This is a genomic window from Shimia sp. MMG029 (assembly GCF_027947445.1).
Taxonomy (GTDB): domain Bacteria; phylum Pseudomonadota; class Alphaproteobacteria; order Rhodobacterales; family Rhodobacteraceae; genus Shimia.
On record NZ_JAQJIM010000003.1, the window covers coordinates 326,843 to 348,097 of the forward strand.

Consider the following 21,255-nt stretch of genomic DNA (forward strand, 5'->3'; position numbering starts at 1 on the left):
GATGCTGAAGACCCTGCTTTCTGGCGACATGCCCCGCGCACCCATCCTCTCTGCCCTGCTCGTGGTGATCCTGATCTGCCTCGCGCTGGCCCCCTTCCTGTTTCCGGGCGTGCGCTCTGTGGATACGGCGGCGCGCATCTGTATCTTCATTGTGCTGGTGGCCTCCTATGATCTGCTGCTGGGGTATGGCGGCATTGTCAGCTTTGCCCACACCATGTTCTTTGGGCTGGGGGCCTATGGCGTTGCACTCGCCTCCACCCATCTGGGGCGCGGCTTTGACAGCCTGCTGATCGGCACGCTCGGGGGCGTGGCCGTCGCCGCCACGCTGGCACTGGTCATCGGGCTGTTCTCCTTGCGTGTCCGCGCCATCTTCTTTGCCATGATCACCCTCGCCGTGGCCTCTGCCGTGGCGGTTCTGGTCAGCCAGCTCTCCGGCCTCACCGGCGGCGAAGACGGGCTCTCCTTCAAAATCCCCCGCGCCCTTGGCCCCGCCTTCAAATTCGCAGACGGCGAGATCTTCGGCGTCAAAGCCAATGGCAAATTGCTCAAATATTATCTGATCTTCACCGCCTGCCTGATCCTCTTCCTGCTCATGCTGCGCATTGTGAATTCGCCCTTTGGCCGCGTGCTGCAATCGATCCGCGAAAATGATTTCCGCGCCGAGGCCATCGGCTACCGCGTGGTACATTACCGAGTCGCCGCCACCTGCCTCTCTGCCGCCATCGCCGCCTGCGCAGGCGCACTCTATGCGATCTGGCTGCGCTACGTGGGCCCAGACACAACCCTGTCTATGGAGATCATGATCGACATTCTGCTGATGGTGGTGATTGGCGGCATGGGCACCATGTATGGCGCAGTCATCGGCGCAACCCTGTTTGTGCTGGCCCAGAACTATCTGCAAAACCTGCTGTCCCTCGCCGGAGACAGCGTCGCCACCCTGCCCCTGCTGCCTGATCTGCTCAATGCCGATCGCTGGCTGCTCTGGCTGGGTGTGCTGTTCATTCTGTCGGTCTACTTCTTCCCGACAGGTATCGTGGGCCGCCTGCGCAACACATAATTTCAGGCGGCCCGCATCCGCAAATCACGCATCGCCAGCGCATAGCCGCCAGCCGCCCCATCCACAAAATGCATATGGGTTCGCTCCACCGGGGCGGGCACAATACAAGTCATCATCGCCGCATCCTGCACATGCATCCCATAGTGGATCAGCCCGCGCGCCTGCGCCTTCTGCAAAATGGCCTCAATCTGCGCCCGCATCTCAGCGTCGCAATCCAGCGTCATCTTCAGCCCGTCATCAAATTTCTGATAATCCGCGTTCCGCGCCACATCCGCTGTGTAAAGCACAGGATCAAACTGCCCCAACCGCCGCCCACTGCGCAGCAGGCCCCACAAGAACGCACTGACCAGTGTGGCCTTGGCCTTGCGCCACCACAATGGCCCAACCGGGCGGATATGCGCCTCAAGCGCCAGCCCCGGCGGCGGGAACACCGCTTTGGGCCCGTCTGCTGGCACCGGATGTGCCCCGCGTGTCTCTGCCTGTGTCGCCGCTATCACCGCCTGCGCCACCTCCGCAAAGGCGGTCTCAGAAGTGCTCTCTTGCGGCTCCATCACCAATGACAGAATGGCACCGCGCGCCGCCTCCATATTGGCCCACTGACAGCTGAGCCCGCTCAGATCCGGCACATCAGAGGCGTCTCTCTGCACAACAGCAAAACGCCCCGCCTTCATTTCACCTTCCAGCCAAGTGAGACCTCCGCCCGCAAAGCTCGCATAATCCACGCCCTCTGCTGGGGCATAGCGCGCCACGCGCACATCCTGCCCCGCCGCGCGAATTTCGCCCACCGTGGCCATCGCCACCCGCAAGCGCAGCCCATATTCCTGCCACGCCCAGTGCCGCACCGCATCCAAAGCAGCCTCCGCCGCCGCACGCTGGCCCGGCCACACGGCAAACTGCGCGCCATCGCCCCCAAAGACATAAGGCAGCTTGGCACGCTTTGCCGCGTTCAACTGCGCAGAGATCACCGCCGCCCCCACAAGGTTCACGGCTTTGTAGCGCCCTTTCGCGATCTCTTCTGTTGAGCCAACAATATCAGCCGCGCCCACCACCCAGTCCTCTGGCAAAGGCGCATAGCCCGAAGGCTCCGCCATCCGGTCAAACTCCTGAAAGCGCGGCAACGCTTCATAAAAACGCTCTGGCCCGTGGCCTGGGTGCGGCTCACTTGGCGGAATGGGAATGTTTTGCGTGCTCATGCGCCAGCCCTGTTGGTTTGCACGCTCCAATCTACGCATTGCCACCGCGCAGAGTTCATCTTGTTTCAGCAGTGTCACAGCCTTGTGCGCCCGCGTGCGCATCGCGTGAAATCGCACCGGACCTCTTGCCATTCAGACAGACATACTGTCCTGTCTGCGCCGAGGGAGGAATTTTCATGCGCGCAGATCTGATCTTGCTGTGCTTGGCCTATGTGCTGAGCCAGTTTTTCCGGGCCTTTCTGGCGGTGCTGACGCAGGTGCTGGAGGTCGACCTCGGTGCCACCGCAGCGGATCTGGCCTTTGCCTCGGGCCTCTGGTTCCTGATCTTTGCGGGCATGCAAATCCCCGTGGGCGCCGCGCTGGATCGCTTTGGGCCGCGCCGCACCACCGCTATTCTGCTGCTTCTGGGCGGCGGTGGCGGGGCCGCGCTCTTTGCCGTGGCCACGGCCCCGATCCATATCTCAATCGCCATGGCACTGATCGGCATTGGATGTTCGCCGGTGCTGATGGCCAGCTATTTCATCTTTGCCCGCAGCTACCCGCCCGCGCGCTTTGCTACCCTGGCAGCGCTGACACTGGGTGTCGGCTCTGTGGGCAACCTGATCGCCGCCTACCCCACCGCATGGGCCGCAGAAACCATCGGCTGGCGCGCCACGCTCTGGGTGCTCGCCGCTGTCAGCAGCCTGCTCGCAATCGCCGCATGGCGCATGGTGCAAGATCCCCCCGCCGCACAAAGTGACGCGCGCGGCTCTGTGCTTGATCTGCTCAAACTGCCCGCCGTTTGGCTGCTGATCCCGCTGATGTTTTTTAACTACATGCCCTCCGCCGGCATTCGCGGTCTCTGGATCGGGCCCTATCTGTCGGATGTCTTTGCCCTCACCACTGGTGAAGTGGGGCAGGCGACACTGGCCATGGGGCTGTCTATGATCCTTGGCACCTTCGTCTATGGCCCTGCGGATCGCCTGCTCGGCACGCGCAAATGGATCATCATTGGCGGTGCGTCCGTCTCTGCCGCTGCCCTGATCGCCCTGACACTCTTTGCCAACCACAGCGCCCTCACCGCCGTGGTCCTGATGTCCATTGTCGGCTTCGCCGGTGCGGCATTCCCTGTGATGATCGCCCATTCGCGCAGCTTCTTTCCCGAACACCTGACCGGGCGGGGCGTCACTCTGATGAACCTCTTTGGCATCGGCGGCGTGGGTGTGATGCAATTTGGCTCAGGCAAACTGCACAGCGCCGTTGCGCCCGACAATCCGCTGCTGGCCTATCAGATGATTTTCGCTGGCCTCGCCGCCGTGCTCATCATCGGCGCGCTCATCTATTGTTTCTCCGAAGACCGCCTCGACTGAGCGGTTTCAATGCTACAAATTCACCCACTTGTGAGCCATCATCGCAAAGCAGAATACCCCTCATAAGCAATTTCCGTCGTCCGCCCTCTTTTTTCTTGGGCAAAACAGGGCTAAGAGGGCGCGTCGTTAGAAATGGAGACCAAAGATGGGCTATCGCATCGTCGTCGCAGGCGCCACGGGCAACGTGGGTCGCGAAATGCTGAACATTCTGGAGGAACGTCAGTTCCCCGTGGATGAGCTTGCCGTTCTGGCCAGCCGCCGTAGCCAGGGTACCGAGGTCACCTTCGCCGACAAAACACTGAAAATTCAAGACATTGAACAGTTCGACTTCTCGGGCTGGGACATGGCACTTTTCGCGATCGGCTCTGACGCCACCAAGAAATTCGCGCCCATCGCTGCGGCCGCAGGCTGTGTCGTGATCGACAACAGCTCGCTTTACCGCTACGACCCAGACGTGCCGCTGATCGTGCCTGAGTGTAATGCCGATGCGATTCACGGCTATTCCAAGAAAAACATCATCGCCAACCCCAACTGCTCCACCGCGCAGATGGTTGTGGCGCTGAAGCCCCTGCACGACCGCGCAAAAATCAAACGCGTCGTGGTGTCGACCTACCAGTCCGTGTCCGGCTCCGGCAAAGACGCGATGGACGAGCTCTGGGATCAGACCAAAGCGGTCTACAACCCAACCTCTGACGTGCCGCCAAAGGTCTACACCAAAGAAATCGCCTTCAACGTGATCCCGCACATCGACGTCTTCATGGAAGACGGCTCCACCAAAGAAGAGTGGAAGATGGTCGCCGAGACCAAGAAAATCGTCGACACAAACATCAAAGTCACCGCCACCTGCGTGCGCGTGCCTGTGTTTGTGGGCCACTCTGAATCGATCAACATCGAATTCGAAGACTTCCTGGACGAAGACGAAGCCCGCGACATCCTGCGCCAAAGCCCCGGCATCATGGTCATCGACAAGCGCGAAGACGGCGGCTACGTCACCCCGAAAGAATGCGTGGGCGACTTCGCCACCTTTATCTCCCGCATCCGTCAGGACAGCACCGTCGAAAACGGCCTGAACCTGTGGTGCGTGTCTGACAACCTGCGCAAAGGCGCGGCGCTGAACGCGGTACAGATCGCCGAAACTCTGGGCCGCGAAGTGCTCAAAAAGGGCTAAGCCCTGCGCTGACAGGTTTTAGAAAGGCGTCCCTTGGGGCGCCTTTTTTGTGTCGGAATACAGAGTGCGCCCGTGTCTGTGGCAATCCCCCGCCCAAGCGCCTGCCCACAGGCATGCCAGCCTTGCAACTGCGCCCGCCCCGTGTTGCTCTCCTCTTGAACGCAACACATAGGTGCTTGATGAAACACGCTCTTTTGGCCGCAACCCTGCTGCCCTTCGCCTCACCACTCTCTGCGGACATTATCCCAATCAATGCCCCTGTCACCGCGGCGACCCTGTATTCCGAAGGGGCAACCGTCACCCGAACCGTGCCCTTCACCGCCCCCGAAGGCGCGCATGAGCTGCTCATCACCAATCTGCCCGAAAACTTAGACCCAACCTCCGTGCGGGTCGCCCTTGATGGCGCAACGCTTGGCGCCATCACAGTGCGCAACAATCGCACCTTCCCACTCGATCTGCCAGACAGTCCTGCGCTGACCGTCGCCAAAGCCGCCCGTGACGTGGCCCGCGACGCCCTGCGCGCAGTCGAAGACAGCAAAGCAGACGCGCTGCTCACCGCCAATGCCGCCAAAGCCCGCCTTGCCTTTCTCGCCACGCTCAAAGCCCCAACCGAAACCGCCGCCTCAGCGGAAACCCTTTTGGCCACGCTCACCTTGATCAACGAGCAAACCCTTGCAATCCAAAAAGAAATCGCCACGATTGAGCGCGACACCCGACGTTTTGAGCAAACGTTGAAAGGCCGCCAGCAAGACCTGCAAGACGCCCAGAAACTGGTGGATGCCCTCACGCCGACGCTCAATGAAAACGCCATGCTTTCGATCTCCATCACCACACAGGAGGCCACCACAGGCGCGCTCACCCTGACCCATCTGACCGACGATGCCGGTTGGGAGCCAGTCTACGATCTGCACCTGACCACAGGGGACACGCCGACGCTTACCCTTAAGCGTGGGGCTTTCATTGGCCAATACACCGGCGAAGACTGGCGCGATGTCGCCGTGACGCTTTCCACCAGCCGCCCTGATGCGCAGACCCAGCCGCAAACCCTCTGGCCAAATCTGCGTCGTATCCTGCCCCAACAAGAGCAACTGGCCTACGCCACCGACAGCCGCGCCCTCAAAAGCGCGCCTGCCCCCATGGCGGAGATGGCGATAATGGCAGACACCGCCGCGGTGGATTTCGGCGATGGCGTCAATGCCACCTACAACTACAACACGCCTGTTGATCTCACCTCAGATGCCGATGTGCTTCGCATCGCGCTGGACACACTGGCCCTCACGCCCACGGTCTACGCCCACGCCAACCCGCTCTACGACGAAACCGCCTTCCTCATGGCCGACGTCACCAACGCGTCTGAAGAAATCATTCTGCCAAGCGAAAACAGCAGCTTCTATCTCAATGGCACCTTCATTGGCGCGAGCCAGATGCCCCTTCTGGCCCAGGGCGACAAAACCGATCTCTCCTTTGGCCCGATTAACGGCCTCCGCCTGACCGAGACTCTTGTTCAGCGCAACACCGGCGACAGCGGCGTGATCACCACCCGTAATGACCAGACCGAAGAGCGCATATTGACCGCCGAAAATCTCACCGGTCAGACATGGGATCTGCGCCTCTTTGGCCGCGTCCCCTATTCCGAGCAGGAAGACCTGCAAATCACATGGCAGGCGGCCCCCGCCCCGACCTCTGAAGATGTGCACGGAGCCCGCGGCATCCTGATGTGGGAGCGCCCACTGGCTGCGAAGGAAACCTTCACCGTGACACTTTCCCATGAACTCAAATGGCCCACAGACATGATCCTGCGCTGACCCCGCGCCTCTGAATCATCACGCAATTTTCCAAAATGGCGCCACACTCGGCGCCATTTTTGCCTCAAACTTAAATTAAATTATACGTACAGGGGCAGGCAAGCAGAGGAACAACATATGTTCGCACGCATCGCACAGCGCCTCTCTGGCGCCCGACCTAAGGAAGGTCCACTGACCGCCAAGGCCCGCCAGCGCCGTCTCATCGCGCTCAAAATGCACGGCATTGCCCAGAAATCGCTGCTCGCTTAAGCGCCTCACACGTACACAACACTGGCATTTTATGCATGTGATGATAGCGTCCTCTCAAACAGGGAGAGACGCCAATGAGTTTTGAAATCTGGACAGTTTATGTTGTCACCGTGCTTGCCCTGATGAGCACACCTGGCCCCAGCCAATTGCTGATGTTGTCAAACAGCGGCGCACATGGCTTTAGCCGTGCGCTCTCCACCGCCGCCGGAGACCTCAGCGCAAATGCCCTGCAAATGCTGGCGGCGGGTTTGGGGCTTGCGGCGATCATTGCCGCCTCCGCCACAGCCCTCACGGTGATCAAATGGGCCGGTGTGGCCTATCTCATCTGGCTTGGCCTGCGCATGATCCGCCGCGCAAAACCCGATGACCCTGATCTGGCGCAAACCAGCAGAGCCTCCCTTGGAAGCCTCTGGATGCAGGGTTTCATCACCTCTGCCGCCAACCCCAAAGCCGTGGTATTTTTTGCTGCGCTGTTCCCGCAATTCTTGTCACCGGACAGCGCTTTCTGGCCACAGTTTTTGGTTCTGTCTGTCACCTACATCGTGATGGATGGCCTCTTTCTCTCCACCTATGGCCTCAGCGCCAGTTGGATCGCCAAACGCTTCAAAGGCACAGCCCGCGTCTGGATTGAACGCATCGGCGGCAGCTTCATGATTGGGGCTGCCCTCCTGCTCGGAGCCAAATCCATCGGAGACAGGTAACCCCTACCTTCCGTTTTCTGCGCCGCGCTTTCTCTTGCCAAAGATATCCCGGAGTGAGCCGCGTCTAAAAAACTGTCGCTGGACTGTCTTAGCGGCGAAGGGACTGGCCCCTCAAACAAAAAGCCCGCGAGACTTGCGGGCTTTCAGCTTAGATCAAAGTGGTCTCTCAGACCTGCACAAACCCTTTGCTTGCGCTTTCGTAGGCCTCAAGCCCACCTTCCGCAATGTTATGCCAAAGCCCGTGCAGCGTCAGCGTACCTGCCTCTACGCGCTCTTTCACAAACGGGAAGGTCATCAGATTGTCGAGTGACACCAGAACCGAGCGTTTTTCCAGCGCACGTGCCTGCTCTGTGGCGTCCTTGATGTCCGCCACATCTTCATAGCCGGGGCGCAATACGTCCATCCAGCGACCAACAAAGCTGTCTTTCGCCTCAAGCGCGGGCGCATGGCCTTTGCACATATCAATGCAGCCCTGCACGCCACCGCACTGACTGTGGCCGAGAACCACAACATGCGCGACTTTCAATGCGGTCACCGCATATTCAATCGCAGCACTGGTGCCGTGCTGGTTGCCATCCGGCTGAAACGGCGGCACGAGGTTGGCGATATTACGGTGAATGAAGAATTCACCCTGATCTGCGCCAAAGATCGATGTCACATGGACACGGCTGTCGCAGCAGCTGATGATCATGGCACGGGGATGCTGCCCCTCTGTGCCCAGATGGCGATACCAGCTCTGATTTTCTTCATATGTTGTGGCTTTCCAACCCTGGTAGCGTTGCACCAAATAGGACGGGAGCGGCTTTATGTGGTCCATATGTTTCCTCACGCGTTTTAGGAGGGATAGGTGAAATTTAGCTGTAATTCGAGGGAAAAGAACGGCGCAAGAAACTTTTTGAGAAGGTTTGCGTGTTCATTATGTCCCAACCGTTGGGGGTAACGGAATAACTTGGGGTGAACTATGAACCAAATTGCGACGCTCAAAATGTCCGAGCAAGCTGTCGTGGATCAAGACGAACTGACTCGTGTGCTGATCCGGCTGGATCAAAACGACGTGGAAGAAACGTTTATGTCTCTGATCAAATCGCTGACAGATCATCTGGCCATGGCAGAGCAGCATTACAATGCGGATGATCTCACAGAACTTGCCGAAACGATGACCTTGGTGGAACTCATCGCGGGCCGTCTGTGCATGACAGCGCTCTCCCGTGTGGCTGTGGATGTGATTGCCTGCTGCGAGCGGCATGATTCCGTCGCACTTGCGGCAACCTATGCCCGTCTGATCCGCATCGGCGAATGCGCTCTGCGGGAAATCTGGGATCTGAAGCGCAGCTACATCTGATCAAGACGCATCTGTCAAAGACGCTAAGACCGCTGTAGCACCGTTGTGCGCCGCCGACCTTAGGGAACGCGGCGAACAAGCGATTCAATTCATGCGCAAACTGCACTAGGTTGGCATCAAAACATCTCCAATTCGGTGTGAAAGGTGCGCGATGTCTCTCAAATTTGCTTCTTCTGACAGCTCCAATGTCATTCCTCTGCATGTCATCGACAGCGACGGATTTGACGCATGGTGTGATCGCCAGTCTGACCCAACCCGCGCCTTTGTTGCCGCCACGGGCTTTACGCCAGCGCTTGGCAAAAGCCTGCTGGTGCCCGATGCCAGTGGCAAACCGCTTTTGGCGATCGCGGGTTTTGGCACCGCAGCCACGCGCGCGCGCGGCCGGTTTGCGCTGGCTGCCGCGGCAGCCACCCTACCAGAAGGCACCTATGCGCTCGCGGCCCCTTTGCCCGCATCAGATCTGGAAACCGAATGCCTCGGCTGGCTGCTCGCCACCTATGCTTTTGACCGCTACAAAGATCGCTCTGGCGCAAAAGCCGCGCTGATCTGCCCGAATGGCGTGGACGCTGAAAAAATCGAATCCATCGCCGCAGGCGAAGCCCTCACCCGCGATCTGATCAACACGCCAGCCTCAGACATGGGCCCGCAAGAGTTAGAGGATGCCGCCAAAAGCCTCGCTCAAGCCCATGGCGCACGCTGCACTGTGACCACAGGCGACGCGCTGCTGACAGACAACTTCCCGATGATCCACACCGTCGGCCGTGCGGCCGCCCCCCACCGTGCGCCCCGCCTGATTGACATGTCCTGGGGCCAAAGCGGCCCCAAACTCACGCTGGTGGGCAAAGGCGTCTGTTTTGACACCGGCGGGCTGAACCTGAAGCCCGGCGGCTCCATAGGGTTGATGAAAAAGGATATGGGCGGTGCAGCCACCGTGCTTGGTCTGGCCCATATGATCATGGCCCTGAACCTGCCGCTGCAGCTGCGCGTGCTGATCCCCGCCGTGGAAAACGCGGTTTCCGGCGACAGCTTCCGCCCCGGCGACATTCTGACCTCGCGCAAAGGGCTGACGGTCGAGATCAACAACACCGACGCCGAAGGCCGCCTCGTGCTGGCCGACGCCCTCGCCCTTGGGTCTGAAGACAGCCCGGATCTGATGATCTCCATGGCCACGCTCACCGGCGCGGCCCGCGTGGCGGTTGGCCCGGATCTGTCGCCGTATTACACCGATGACGCCGCCTTTGCCGCCGCGCTTGACCACAGCGCAAGCGCCGTCTCAGACCCGGTCTGGCGCATGCCCTTCTGGGAACCTTACGAAAAAATGATCGAACCGGGCATCGCAGACCTCGACAACGCGCCCTCTGGCGGCTTTGCTGGCTCCATCACCGCCGCGCTGTTTTTGCGCCGCTTTGCAACAGGTCAACGTTATGCCCATTTTGACATCTACGGCTGGAACCCCTCTGCGGCCCCGGCCCGCCCCAAAGGCGGTGTTGGCATGGGCGCACGTGCCATTCTCGCAGCCCTGCCCCAGATGTTAGACCTCTGATGACAGCCCCCATGGACAGACGCCTCACCCCCAGCACCGGCACAGTCGCCGCCGAGCATCTGCGCGGCAGTGTCGAGGCCCAGACCTATGTCACACCCGTTGCCTACCGTGTGGCCAAGGTGGTGACTGATCTGCTCTCAGCGCCCGATGGCACACGCGAGCGGCAGCTGCTGCGTGGTGAGGTCTTCCATGTGGTTCACAAAGAGATGGGCATGGCCTTTGGCTATGCAGACAAAGACGGCTACGTCGGCTGGGTCGACATTGGCGATGTTCTGAGCCACCCAAAGCAAACCCCGACGCACCGCATCGCCGCCGCCCGCAGCTACGCAAAATCCACGCCGGGGCTGAAAGCCATGGGGCTTGTCACCCCACTGCCTTTTGGCACCCGCCTCGTGGTGCTCTCTGAGGAGGACGGCTGGTCACGCATCGCTTGGGATGGCGGGCAAGTCACCCGTGATCTCTATGTGCCCTCCGGCCACCTGATGGCCATTGATGCCATCGAACCGGACGCCACCGCCGTCGCCGAACGCCTGATTGGCACGCCGTACCTCTGGGGCGGCAACTCAAGCTTTGGGCTGGATTGTTCCGGCCTTGTGCAGGCGGCGCTGCACGCGGTGGGGCTGTCCTGTCCCGGCGACAGCGATCTGCAGGAAGCCGCCTTTGAGGATGCCACAGGTCCCTATCAGCGCGGCGACCTGTTGTTCTGGAAAGGCCATGTCGCCATGGTCACAGACGCAAATACGCTGATCCACGCCAATGCGCATCACATGGCCGTGGCTTATGAGACGATTGCCGAGGCCATCGCCCGCATCGCCACCCAGGGCGACGGCCCTGCCACCTCCCACAAACGCCCGAGTTACGGAGCGCGCACATGAGCGACGACTTCTTCAAACCCGTGTCCGGTATGGACCTGCCGCGTTTTGCCGGGGTGCCCTCTTTCATGCGTCTGCCAATCATGGATCTGGACGATGCGCGCCTGCGCGACGTGGATATCGGCCTCATCGGCGTGCCCTGGGACAGCGGCACCACCAACCGGCCCGGCCCGCGCCATGGCCCCCGCCAGCTGCGCGACGCCTCCACCATGATCCGCGCCCAGAACGGCGCCACCGGCGTGCGCCCCTTTGATCTCATCAACTGCGCTGATCTTGGCGATGTGGGGCCCAACCCAGCCGATATTCTCGACAGTATGGAGCGCATCACCGCCTTTTATCAGCAGGTCATGGCCGCAGACATCACCCCCCTCACCGCAGGGGGCGACCACCTGACCAGCCTGCCCGTTCTGCGCGCGCTCGCGAAAGACGCGCCACTGGGCATGGTGCATTTTGACAGCCACACCGATCTTTATCACAGCTACTTTGGCGGCACGATGTACACCCACGGCACACCGTTTCGCCGCGCAGTGGAAGAGGGTTTGCTGGATCCCAAACGTGTGGTGCAAATTGGCATTCGCGGCAGCACCTATGACGATGAAGACACCGATTTTGCCAAAAGCGTCGGCATCCGCATGATCCGCATCGAGGAGTTTTTTGCCCGCGGTCTGGCTGACGTCATGGCAGAAGCCCGCGAAATTGTCGGCACCGTACCCACTTATGTCAGCTATGACATTGATTTTGTCGATCCAACGTTCGCCCCCGGCACCGGCACGCCCGAAGTGGGCGGCCCCAACAGCTTTCAGGCGCTGGAAGTGGTGCGCGCACTGGATGGGCTCAACATCATTGGGGCCGATCTGGTGGAGGTGTCCCCGCCTTTTGACAGCACAGGCGGCACAGCCTTTCTTGGGGTTTCAATCATGTTTGAGCTGCTCTGCGTGATGGCAAAGGACATCGCATCGCGCACCGAGAAAAGCTAACGGAAAGCTGAGCGCGTCAATCCACCGCGCGGATCAGCTTGCGCTCCAGCACACGCAGCACGGTCTTGAGGTCATGGCCACGTTTCAGCACCTGACCGTCCATCCCTATCACCGCATAAAGCCCCTGCTTGTTGCGCAACTTCGGGCGCTTTTCGATCCGATACAGCGGGTTTTCTGCGGTACGCCTGAAAACAGAAAACACCGCCACTTCCTTGAGTGACGAAATCCCATAGTCGCGCCACTCTCCAGCGGCGACCATACGGCCATATAGGCCCAGAATAAGCATCAATTCGGTGCGGTGAAACGCAACCTGCTGCGGCGGTTTAAAAGACGGGTGCAAGGCGGTAGGAGGCTGGGCATTCATGCGTTTAGACTTGCGCTCTTTGGAGGCAAAATCAAGCCCTGCACGCCCTCCCGCCCCGACGCCACAGTTGTGCCGCAATTTCTCCTGCAAAAGGCCACGCCGCCTTCCTCTTTTCGCCCAAGCCAAATGCGAATGTATGGGCATAGCGACTAAATACGCTACTCCCGACGACGCGGCTTAATTGCCCCCACCCAGTCTGCGTCGTCGGGGGGCACTTCCCCAAAAGCCTTCATACCCCAGCACATTCAAATCACTGTGACCTCCCCTGATAGGCGGACGGCTTATCCTTGTCTTGCCCAGCGCTTCGACTTTAACTGAGCGCAGCCACATCTAAGGATTTCGCCATGCATCGCACATTTGCTCTGACCCTCGTGACCCTCACCGCAGGCATGGCCTACGCGCACAATGGGGTAAAAGATCCGCAGGTCATGGCGCGGATGCAGGGCATGGAACAGATCAGCGGCGCGTTCAAAACGCTGGTCAGCATGGCGAAAAATGAAACGCCCCTCCATCAGGCCAAAGCCCGCATGGCACGCGACACCCTAGTGTTGCATTCCAGCAAAATCACTGCGCTCTTTGAACCGCAGGCCAGCGATCCGAAATCCGAAGCCTTGCCCGCGATCTGGGCAAACTGGGATGATTTCGGCGCGCAGGCCAACAAACTGCAAACCACTGCGAAAGCGCTCGATTTCAAAGACCGCGCAGCGCTGGCAGACACGCTCGGCGCGGTGGGCGGAACCTGCCGTGCCTGCCACAAGAACTACCGTGCCAAGAAAAATTAATGTTTGCCGCGTTTAGCCACAGGTGATCTTGACGATCTTGCCACTCTCGTCATGAATCACGTTCAGACGCTCCTGAACGAAATCCATGGTCGCAGCGGAATTTTCGCTCAGAACACGCACCACTTCCGGGGTTGTCACCCCTTCAAGTGCGCTTTTGTCTTGCCCAATCAGAAAGGCAAAGGCATCCGGATCACACTTTGTACTGCCTAAGCTCACCGTTTCATCTCCTTTGCAGGCCACCAGCGCCGTAAGGCACAAGGCCATCAAGCCCATCATTCGCATTTGATCACTCCGTTCGTCCTTTTTTCGTCGCCCAGATCCGTGCACAGCAACATGCTTGGCCTTACCCTGCTCAGCGGCGCAACGCTATGTGGCGTAATTCGGGCTTGCGACGTCGCCATTAAGGTTGCATAGCGCGCCAGATTCAACCACGCTCTCAGCAAATCATGGAGGATAAGCAAGATGATGCGTACCCGTGCCGCCGTCGCGCTAGAAGCCGGCAAGCCGCTGGAAATTATGGAAGTGAACCTCGAAGGCCCCAAGGCGGGTGAGGTTCTGGTGGAAATCAAGGCCACCGGCCTGTGCCACACCGATGAATTTACCCGCTCCGGCGCGGATCCCGAGGGTCTCTTCCCCTCCATCCTCGGCCACGAGGGCGCAGGTGTTGTGGTGGAAGTCGGCGAGGGCGTCACCACGCTGAAACCCGGCGATCACGTGATCCCGCTCTACACGCCTGAGTGCCGCGAATGTCACGCTTGCCTGTCTGGCAAAACCAACCTCTGCACCGCAATCCGTGGCACGCAAGGCCAGGGCCTCATGCCCGATGGCACCACGCGTTTCTCCATGCTGGATGGCACGCCGATCTACCACTACATGGGCTGCTCGACCTTTGCCAACCACACGGTTCTGCCGGAAATCGCACTCGCCAAAGTGCGCGACGACGCGCCGTTTGACAAAATCTGCTACATCGGCTGCGGCGTCACCACCGGCATTGGCGCGGTGATCAACACCGCTGGCGTGGAGCTCGGCTCTTCTGCTGCGGTCTTTGGCCTCGGCGGCATTGGCCTCAACGTCATTCAGGGCCTGCGCATGGCCGGTGCCGACATGATCATCGGCGTCGATCTGAACGACGACAAAGCCGAAATGGCCAAGAAGTTTGGCATGACCCACTTCGTGAACCCATCCAAACTGCCCGAAGGCCAGTCGGTCACCGAGGCAATCATCGAGCTGACCAAAACTGAGAAAGATCAGTTTGGCGGCGTGGATTACTCCTTCGACGCCACTGGCAATGTGCAGGTCATGCGCGACGCGCTGGAATGTTCCCACCGCGGTTGGGGCGTCTCTGTGATCATCGGCGTGGCGCCTGCCGGCGCTGAAATCTCCACCCGTCCGTTCCAACTGGTCACCGGCCGCGTCTGGAAAGGCACCGCCTTTGGGGGGGCCAAGGGGCGCACCGACGTGCCCAAGTTTGTCGATTGGTACATGGACGGCAAAATCGAGATCGACGAGATGATCACCCACAAACTGACGCTGGATGAGATCAACCACGGCTTCGACCTGATGCACGAAGGCAAGTCCATTCGCGCAGTTGTTGAATTTTAAGCCGCTCTCAATAAACACCACAACGGGTCGCTACGGCGACCCGTTTGCTTTTGGCCTACAAAACGCGCCCCCTAGCGCACCCCATAGCGTGCTATGAACATCTCCACCGCGCCATCGACCACATAGTCCACCTCTTCCTGGGTAAACCGTGTTTGCACCCCAGTCACCTGGCGCAGAAACAACCCTGCCTTGCAGAGCTCTTCAAATTGATCGGCCGCCAAACCGGGATCCGGCACAGACAGCTCCCCGCGCGCCTCCGCCTCTTGAAAAAACTCCGTCAGCCGATTGCGGCAAAGCTCCGGTCCAGAGGCATAAAACTGCTGACCAATCTCCGGAAACCGATCCACCTCTGACACACAGACCCGGAACATATTGCGCCCGAATTCCGACAGAATGATCCCCATGAGCCCGCGCCCCACCACACGCAGAACATCGGCCACCGGTTGCGCATCATCCACCTTGGCCTCAAGCTGTTCAGCCTGCTCCTCGCATTCGCGGCGGGCCACCTCCATGAACAGCATCCGCTTGTCTGGAAAATAGTTGTAAAGCGTCGCCTTAGACACCTGCGCCGCCTGCGCAATGTGATCCATACTCACGCTTTCAAAACCATGCTGCATGAACAACCGGCGCGCGTGCTCCAGAACCTGTGCGAATTTACGCCCCTGTCGGATGATGGCTGTCTGGGTGTTCATCTGGCTGTGCGGACCTCCGGGCTGGCGTGCGCCAAGACACTACACCGCTGGTTTCCCTTGCGGCAAGCCTGATGACGAAACTTGTTTCGGCATGCCTATCAAGCACACCGACATTCAGGAACCACCCCTAGTCTTTGCCAGCGTCCTCCAGCCCCCGCGCCCACGCCTGTGCCCAGGGACCCAATGGGGCCAACAGGGCAAACAGCGCGTGGCCAGTGTCACTCAATTCATATCCCGCATCGCCGCGCTGTACCAAACCACTGGCCATCAGCTCTTTGAGCCGTCTGTTCAACACCGTTGGCGACACCTGTTCGCAACGCGCCTGTAACGCGCGAAACGTCAGCCCGCCCTCTGACAATTGCCACACAACCCCAAGCGCCCAACTGCGCCCCAGCAGGTCAAACAACGCCATAATCGGTTTGCCCGTTTTTGAACCACGTACAGGTTGGCCGGGCGTTGGCACAGGATGTGTCATGAATTCCCCTTGCTACACTTTTGGTAGCGCATTATTGCTACCAAAAGTGTAGCGATTCCAACGAGCCCTGTCATGCCTCTTCTTCCCATTCTTGCAGCACTCGGCGCATCATTTGGCTGGGCCAGCGGCATTGTGATTGCCCAAAGCCCCGCCAAACAACTGGGGGCCTTCGCCTTCACCCACATCCAACTGATCGCCTGCGGCCTGCTTGCCGCTGCGCTCACAACCGCACTGGGGCACTGGCACACCATCCCGTGGCAGTTCTGGCCCGCCTTTGTGTTCAGCAGTGTATTCGGCATCCTGCTGGGCAATCTCGCCATGATCGCGTGCCTGCGCAGAGGGGGCCCACGGCGGACAGAGCTGCTGCTGTCCCTAAAAGCACCGATTGTGGGCGGCATCGCGTTTGTCTGGTTACAAGAAATCCCCGCGCCAACGGATATCCTCGGCGCCGCGATCACCCTGATCGGGGTCTGCATCGCCATTGTCTTTGGCACCAACACGCAATCCCAAAGTGATGCCAGCGCGGCACCTCTGTTGCATATTCTCGGGCTGGGCGTGGTGGCCACGGCTTTGCAGGGGGCGGGCTTTCTGGCCATGAAACCCGCGCTTGAAGCGGGCTTAACGCCAATCGCGGCCACCGCCCTGCGCCTACTGGGTGCCGCGCTCCTGATTTCCGTCATCGCGTGCGTGCCGGCCAAAGCTATGAAACCACACGCCCCGCTCACGCCTGCGTTGCTGGGGGTAACGGTCCTGCCTGGCGTCATTGGCTACATTGTGGCCTCTTCTCTGCTGCTGTTTGCCTTTGCGCGTCTGGATGCGGGCATCGCAGCAACGTTGGGCGCATTGTCCCCCGTGTTGATCTTGCCGATCCTCTGGGTGAAAGAAAAAGTGCCCCCCCATCCTGTGGCGATCCTCGGCGCAATGATCGCCGTGTCGGGCACCGCGGTCATCGCCTTGCTTTAGGCCGCCCTTGCCACCCGCGCCAAACCTGTTAAGCCTTGGCCATGTTGGCAATCTTTCTGAAAACACTGCCGTTTTTTGCGCTCATTGGCCTTGGCTACTGGGCCGGGCGCACGCGTTTCTTCTCAGAAGAAGCCACCGCTTATCTCACAAAATTTGTGTTTTACTTTGCCCTTTCAGCGATGCTGTTTCGGTTTGCGGCCAATCTCAGCCTCGCAGAGGTTCTGAACTGGCGCCTGATGGGGGCGTATTTGCTGGGATGCTGCGCTGTCTACGGGCTCGCCACACTGGTCGCGATGCTGCGCAAACAAGACATCGCGACAGCAGCGGTCGAGGCCCAATGCGCCACAATTGGCAACGTCGGTTTCCTAGGTGTGCCCATGCTCACATTGTTGATGGGCCCAGAAGCCATTGGCCCGGTGATGCTGGTTCTTGCGGTAGATCTGATTGTGTTTTCCAGCCTGATTGTGATCCTGATTACCGGATCCAAAGACGGCAACATGAACCTGTCCATTCTGCGCACAGTCGCCGCAGGGCTTATCCGCAATCCGATGATTGTCGCGATTTCGCTTGGTTTTGTCTGGTCCGCGCTGGCCTTGCCAATTCCTGCGCCCGTCAATGAATTTCTGGCTATACTGGGCGGTGCCGCAACCCCGGGAGCGCTGTTTGCAATCGGGGCTTCGCTGGCCTCAAAATCCGCCGAACGCGCGGGCGTCGCGTTGTGGCTCAGCTTTGCCAAATTGGTGCTGCACCCGCTGTTTGTGGCCATTGCAGTCCTTTGGATTTTGCCAATCGACCCTTATTCCGCAAGCGTCGTGATCGCCGCCGCCGCCCTGCCTGTCGCGGGCAATGTCTACATGCTGGCGCAGCACTACGGCGTTGCCCCGCATCGCGCATCCGCAGCCATTCTGTTTTCCACGATTGCCTCCATCGCAACCGTGTCTCTGGTCATTGCATGGGTCAGCCAGTTCTGACATTTTGGCGCAAACCGTTTGGCAGGAGCCCCACCCATGGAAATGATCTCTGAAAACCGCGCCTTTGGCGGCACACAGGGCGTATATACACACAACGCACACACCACCCATTGCGAAATGACCTTCGGCCTGTTTCTGCCCGAAGAAGCCAAAGATGGCCCCGTTCCGGTGATCTGGTATCTCTCCGGTCTCACCTGCACCCATGAAAACGCCATGGTCAAAGCCGGCGCACAACAATGGGCCGCAGAACAAGGCGTGGCGCTTGTGTTTCCGGACACCTCTCCGCGCGGCGAAGGTGTGGCCGATGATGCCGCCTATGATCTGGGTCAGGGCGCAGGCTTTTATGTCAATGCCACGCAAAAACCATGGGCCCCACATTTCAACATGTGGGATTACATCTCCGAAGAGCTGCCGTCCTTCCTGCAGGAATACGCCCCGCTCGACATGTCACGCCAATCCATCATGGGCCACTCCATGGGCGGTCACGGCGCCCTGACGCTGGCCATGGCGTTGCCGGGCCGCTACCGCTCAGTGTCTGCCTTTGCGCCGATCTGCAACCCAACCGCTGCCGACTGGGGCCGCAAACAGCTCTCCGCCTATCTTGGCGCGGACGAAGCCGCATGGGCAGGCCATGACGCCACGCTCCTGATGCGCGAGAAAGGCTTTGACGGCCCCGTGCTCGTGGACACCGGCACCGCCGATCAGTTCATCGACCTCTTGCGCCCCGAAGCCCTGGCCGAGGCCGCCACCGCCCGCCGTCAGGAAGGCAGCTTCCGTCTGCAGAAAGGCTACGACCACAGCTATTTCTTCGTCTCGACCTTCATGGAAGAGCATATCGCCTTCCACGCCGAAGCGCTCTACGCAGGCTAAGAACAGAAAGCGCCAACATGACAGCGATTTACGTGGATGCCGACGCCTGCCCTGTGAAAGCAGAGGTCGAGCGCGTCGGCACCCGGCACAAGGTCAAAATCTACGTGGTGTCCAACGGCGGTCTCCGGCCCAGCCAGAACCCGCTGGTGGAAAACGTGATTGTGCCCGAAGGCCCGGATGTGGCCGACATGTGGATCGCTGATCGCGCAAAGACAGGCGATGTCGTCATCACCGGCGACATCCCCCTGGCTGCAAAATGCGTCGAGGCGGGCGCCCGCGTGCTCAAACACAACGGGGAAGCGCTCACGGCGGCCAACATCGGCAATGTGCTCGCCACGCGCGATCTGATGGCGGATCTGCGCGCGGCCGATCCCTTCCGTCAGGGCGGCGGCAAAGGCTTCAGCAAAGCGGATCGCTCTCGCTTTCTGGATGCGCTGGAGCGTGAATTGCGCGCGGCCCAGCGCTGATCCTAGGTCCGCCTGGTCAGCAGCTGCTCCATATGGTCAAACCCTCTGCTCCAGCCGCTGTCCAGGCCGGCCCGCATTTGGGCAAAACAGGCGCGCTCCGCCGCTGACGCATCCACCGGTTCCTGAACAAGCTGCAGCATGGTGCCGCGACCATGCTCTGCCAAGGTCAGCGTGCTCCGCAGCCTTTGTGGCCAATCCGGCATCACTGCGCTTGGCAGCGCTCTCCATTCCGCGTCTGAGGACTGATGCAGCCACGTCAGGCGCGCGCCTGCTTCGACCTCTTCAAACGTTATACGGCTAAAATCTGACCGCCCATTCCAGCGCATCTCACTCAGCCACAGCCCACCGGGGCGCAGGTCAAACGCATGGATCATCGTATGCACACCCGGCCCATACCACTGCGCCAAAAGCGCAGGCGTGCTCCAGGCTTTCCAAACAAGATCGCAAGAGACCTTGCAGATGCGATTGTAGGTATAGGCAGGGCCTTCGCCCACAGTGCCAAGCGCCCTTTCCTGCGCGGCCAACGACCGCAGCGTTGCACGCAATTGCGCCAAACGCTGCTCACGCTTTGGCTGCCGCTGCACAGTAGTATCCATGTGATCTCGCTCTAAAAGACTTTCCAGCGCCTGAAAAACGCCGCTTCAACGAAAATCTTCATCTAAATATCTTTAAATAAAGTCAATTTTTTCAAGAACGCCGACAACAGAACGCCATAAACTCAGGAACACGACGCCCTAGGCAGCTTTGGTCGCTTTTGCTCTAGACACTGAACATGTGTTCAGTCCAACTACCCCCATGACCAAACCCACATCACACCGCCTGCCCCTTGGGCCACTTTCGGCCCTGATCGCCGTGATCTTCTTTTCAATCAACGACGCGACGATCAAATTTCTGTCCGGCGACTATGCGCTGCACCAGATCATTCTGATCCGGTCGCTGATTGGTTTGGCGATCCTTCTGGCTATCATTGTTCCGCTGCAAGGTGGGTTTGGCGTCTTGCGCACGAAGCGTTTGGGCATGCATATGCTGCGCGGCTTCTGTGTTGTCGCGGCCAACACGCTGTTTTTCCTCGGCCTGTCCGTTTTGCCTCTGGCAGATGCGGTTGCCGTGTTCTTTGTGTCCCCGCTGCTGATCACCGCCTTTTCGGCACTCCTGCTGGGGGAAAAAATCGGCCCCCGCCGCCTGCTTGCTGTCAGCCTCGGCATGGTTGGCGTGCTCATCATGGTGCGCCCCGGTGCGGAGGGTTTCAACGCGGCGCTGCTCATGCCAATTCTGGCGGCCGTCGCCTATGCACTCTTGCATGTGCTCACCCGCAAAATCGGCAGCACCGAAAGCGCCGCCACCATGTCGGTCTATATTCAACTGGTTTTTGTGGTGGTGTCCGCAACTGTCGGCGCGACACTCGGTCATGGCACCTGGGAACACAAAGGCGGCGAGATGCTGCAATTCCTGCTGCGTGCGTGGCACACACCCGACGCCGGCGACTGGCCCTTCCTCGTGTTTCTGGGCATCGCCAGCGCGGGGGGCGGCTTCTTCATCTCGCAAGCCTATCGCCTGTCAGAAGCCAGCCTGATCGCACCGCTGGAATATGTTGCCATGCCCATCGCAGTGCTGGCCGGGATCTTCATCTTTGGCGAATGGCCAGCCCCTGCCACTTGGCTTGGCATGGTGCTTATCATTGGCAGCGGCCTGTTTGTGTTCTGGCGGGAAACCAAGCTGGATGTTGTGCCCACACCGGATCGGCCGCGCACACGGCGCTAATTTAACGCGACCAGATAAAATCAAGTTCCCCTCTCTGCGACAGCGCTCTACG

24 protein-coding genes are annotated in these 21,255 nt (G+C 59.9%); 17 read left to right on the forward strand and 7 right to left on the reverse strand.

Going from position 1 to position 21,255, the window contains the following annotated elements; translation table 11 throughout:
• Position 1 precedes the first annotated feature (1 nt).
• Positions 2-1,057, forward strand: coding sequence for a branched-chain amino acid ABC transporter permease (locus PJL69_RS11040; RefSeq protein WP_271309690.1), 1,056 nt, complete (start codon positions 2-4; stop codon positions 1,055-1,057).
• A 2-nt stretch (positions 1,058-1,059) separates the two neighbouring features.
• Here PJL69_RS11040 and PJL69_RS11045 read toward each other — a convergent pair whose 3' ends face one another.
• Positions 1,060-2,250, reverse strand: a complete 1,191-nt coding sequence (locus PJL69_RS11045) for a DUF3095 domain-containing protein (protein ID WP_271309691.1) — start codon at positions 2,248-2,250, stop codon at positions 1,060-1,062.
• Positions 2,251-2,426: 176 nt separating this feature from the next.
• Here PJL69_RS11045 and PJL69_RS11050 point away from each other — a divergent pair, with 176 nt between their 5' ends.
• The 5 genes from PJL69_RS11050 (at position 2,427) to PJL69_RS11070 (ending at position 7,522) form a co-directional block, all read left to right on the forward strand.
• The gene (locus tag PJL69_RS11050) at positions 2,427-3,599 is read left to right on the forward strand and encodes an MFS transporter (protein ID WP_271309692.1); all 1,173 of its coding nucleotides are present in this window, start codon (positions 2,427-2,429) and stop codon (positions 3,597-3,599) included.
• Positions 3,600-3,744: 145 nt separating this feature from the next.
• Complete coding sequence (locus PJL69_RS11055; RefSeq protein ID WP_209099073.1) at positions 3,745-4,767, forward strand: aspartate-semialdehyde dehydrogenase; 1,023 nt, start codon at positions 3,745-3,747, stop codon at positions 4,765-4,767.
• 179 nt (positions 4,768-4,946) lie between these two features.
• Entirely contained in the window at positions 4,947-6,572 is a 1,626-nt protein-coding gene (locus tag PJL69_RS11060; RefSeq protein WP_271309693.1) for a DUF4139 domain-containing protein, read from the forward strand.
• A gap of 117 nt (positions 6,573-6,689) precedes the next feature.
• A complete protein-coding gene (locus PJL69_RS11065; RefSeq protein WP_271309694.1) occupies positions 6,690-6,821 on the forward strand; it encodes a hypothetical protein in 132 nt (43 codons plus the stop codon).
• A gap of 74 nt (positions 6,822-6,895) precedes the next feature.
• Entirely contained in the window at positions 6,896-7,522 is a 627-nt protein-coding gene (locus PJL69_RS11070) for a LysE family translocator (RefSeq protein WP_271309695.1), read from the forward strand.
• Between the two features lie 166 nt (positions 7,523-7,688).
• On the opposite strand, the gene PJL69_RS11075 is transcribed toward PJL69_RS11070, so the two are convergent.
• Positions 7,689-8,339 carry a carbonic anhydrase gene (locus PJL69_RS11075; RefSeq protein ID WP_209099078.1) on the reverse strand — a complete coding sequence of 217 codons (651 nt, stop codon included), beginning with the start codon at positions 8,337-8,339 and terminating at the stop codon, positions 7,689-7,691.
• A 144-nt stretch (positions 8,340-8,483) separates the two neighbouring features.
• Between PJL69_RS11075 and PJL69_RS11080 the strand changes: the two genes are divergently transcribed.
• The 4 genes from PJL69_RS11080 to speB all read left to right on the forward strand — a co-directional run bounded on the left by PJL69_RS11080 (position 8,484) and on the right by speB (position 12,256).
• Positions 8,484-8,864, forward strand: a complete 381-nt coding sequence (locus PJL69_RS11080; RefSeq protein WP_271309696.1) for a hypothetical protein — start codon at positions 8,484-8,486, stop codon at positions 8,862-8,864.
• A 151-nt stretch (positions 8,865-9,015) separates the two neighbouring features.
• Positions 9,016-10,407 carry a leucyl aminopeptidase family protein gene (locus PJL69_RS11085; protein ID WP_271309697.1) on the forward strand — a complete coding sequence of 464 codons (1,392 nt, stop codon included), beginning with the start codon at positions 9,016-9,018 and terminating at the stop codon, positions 10,405-10,407.
• Between the two features lie 11 nt (positions 10,408-10,418).
• Positions 10,419-11,282, forward strand: a complete 864-nt coding sequence (locus PJL69_RS11090) for a C40 family peptidase (protein WP_271309698.1) — start codon at positions 10,419-10,421, stop codon at positions 11,280-11,282.
• Positions 11,279-12,256, forward strand: coding sequence for an agmatinase (speB, locus tag PJL69_RS11095; protein ID WP_271309699.1), 978 nt, complete (start codon positions 11,279-11,281; stop codon positions 12,254-12,256). Before PJL69_RS11090 ends, speB begins: the two co-directional genes overlap by 4 nt.
• Positions 12,257-12,272: 16 nt before the next feature.
• Here speB and PJL69_RS11100 read toward each other — a convergent pair whose 3' ends face one another.
• The gene (locus tag PJL69_RS11100) at positions 12,273-12,620 is read right to left on the reverse strand and encodes a DUF2794 domain-containing protein (protein ID WP_271309733.1); all 348 of its coding nucleotides are present in this window, start codon (positions 12,618-12,620) and stop codon (positions 12,273-12,275) included.
• 344 nt (positions 12,621-12,964) lie between these two features.
• Here PJL69_RS11100 and PJL69_RS11105 point away from each other — a divergent pair, with 344 nt between their 5' ends.
• The gene (locus PJL69_RS11105) at positions 12,965-13,402 is read left to right on the forward strand and encodes a c-type cytochrome (RefSeq protein ID WP_271309700.1); all 438 of its coding nucleotides are present in this window, start codon (positions 12,965-12,967) and stop codon (positions 13,400-13,402) included.
• A 12-nt stretch (positions 13,403-13,414) separates the two neighbouring features.
• Here the strand turns inward: PJL69_RS11105 and PJL69_RS11110 are convergent, their stop codons facing one another.
• Positions 13,415-13,684: an I78 family peptidase inhibitor gene (locus PJL69_RS11110; protein WP_271309701.1), complete on the reverse strand. Its 270-nt coding sequence runs from the start codon at positions 13,682-13,684 to the stop codon at positions 13,415-13,417.
• A 183-nt stretch (positions 13,685-13,867) separates the two neighbouring features.
• On the opposite strand from PJL69_RS11110, the gene PJL69_RS11115 reads away from it, so the two are divergent.
• Entirely contained in the window at positions 13,868-15,004 is a 1,137-nt protein-coding gene (locus PJL69_RS11115; RefSeq protein WP_209099167.1) for an S-(hydroxymethyl)glutathione dehydrogenase/class III alcohol dehydrogenase, read from the forward strand.
• 71 nt (positions 15,005-15,075) lie between these two features.
• Here the strand turns inward: PJL69_RS11115 and PJL69_RS11120 are convergent, their stop codons facing one another.
• Positions 15,076-15,696, reverse strand: coding sequence for a TetR/AcrR family transcriptional regulator (locus PJL69_RS11120; protein ID WP_271309702.1), 621 nt, complete (start codon positions 15,694-15,696; stop codon positions 15,076-15,078).
• A gap of 127 nt (positions 15,697-15,823) precedes the next feature.
• Positions 15,824-16,171, reverse strand: a complete 348-nt coding sequence (locus PJL69_RS11125) for a winged helix-turn-helix transcriptional regulator (protein WP_271309703.1) — start codon at positions 16,169-16,171, stop codon at positions 15,824-15,826.
• A 72-nt stretch (positions 16,172-16,243) separates the two neighbouring features.
• On the opposite strand from PJL69_RS11125, the gene PJL69_RS11130 reads away from it, so the two are divergent.
• The 4 genes from PJL69_RS11130 to PJL69_RS11145 are packed head-to-tail and all read left to right on the forward strand — an operon-like array spanning position 16,244 to position 19,442.
• Positions 16,244-17,134: a DMT family transporter gene (locus tag PJL69_RS11130; RefSeq protein ID WP_271309704.1), complete on the forward strand. Its 891-nt coding sequence runs from the start codon at positions 16,244-16,246 to the stop codon at positions 17,132-17,134.
• 41 nt (positions 17,135-17,175) lie between these two features.
• On the forward strand, positions 17,176-18,105 hold the full coding sequence (locus tag PJL69_RS11135; RefSeq protein WP_271309705.1) for an AEC family transporter: 930 nt from the start codon (positions 17,176-17,178) through the stop codon (positions 18,103-18,105).
• A 36-nt stretch (positions 18,106-18,141) separates the two neighbouring features.
• Positions 18,142-18,975 carry an S-formylglutathione hydrolase gene (gene fghA / locus PJL69_RS11140; protein ID WP_271309706.1) on the forward strand — a complete coding sequence of 278 codons (834 nt, stop codon included), beginning with the start codon at positions 18,142-18,144 and terminating at the stop codon, positions 18,973-18,975.
• A gap of 17 nt (positions 18,976-18,992) precedes the next feature.
• A complete protein-coding gene (locus PJL69_RS11145; RefSeq protein WP_271309707.1) occupies positions 18,993-19,442 on the forward strand; it encodes a YaiI/YqxD family protein in 450 nt (149 codons plus the stop codon).
• 2 nt (positions 19,443-19,444) lie between these two features.
• Here the strand turns inward: PJL69_RS11145 and PJL69_RS11150 are convergent, their stop codons facing one another.
• Positions 19,445-20,038, reverse strand: a complete 594-nt coding sequence (locus PJL69_RS11150) for an SRPBCC family protein (RefSeq protein WP_271309708.1) — start codon at positions 20,036-20,038, stop codon at positions 19,445-19,447.
• A 199-nt stretch (positions 20,039-20,237) separates the two neighbouring features.
• Here PJL69_RS11150 and PJL69_RS11155 point away from each other — a divergent pair, with 199 nt between their 5' ends.
• Positions 20,238-21,203, forward strand: a complete 966-nt coding sequence (locus PJL69_RS11155; RefSeq protein WP_271309709.1) for a DMT family transporter — start codon at positions 20,238-20,240, stop codon at positions 21,201-21,203.
• The last annotated feature ends 52 nt before the right edge of the window (positions 21,204-21,255 follow it).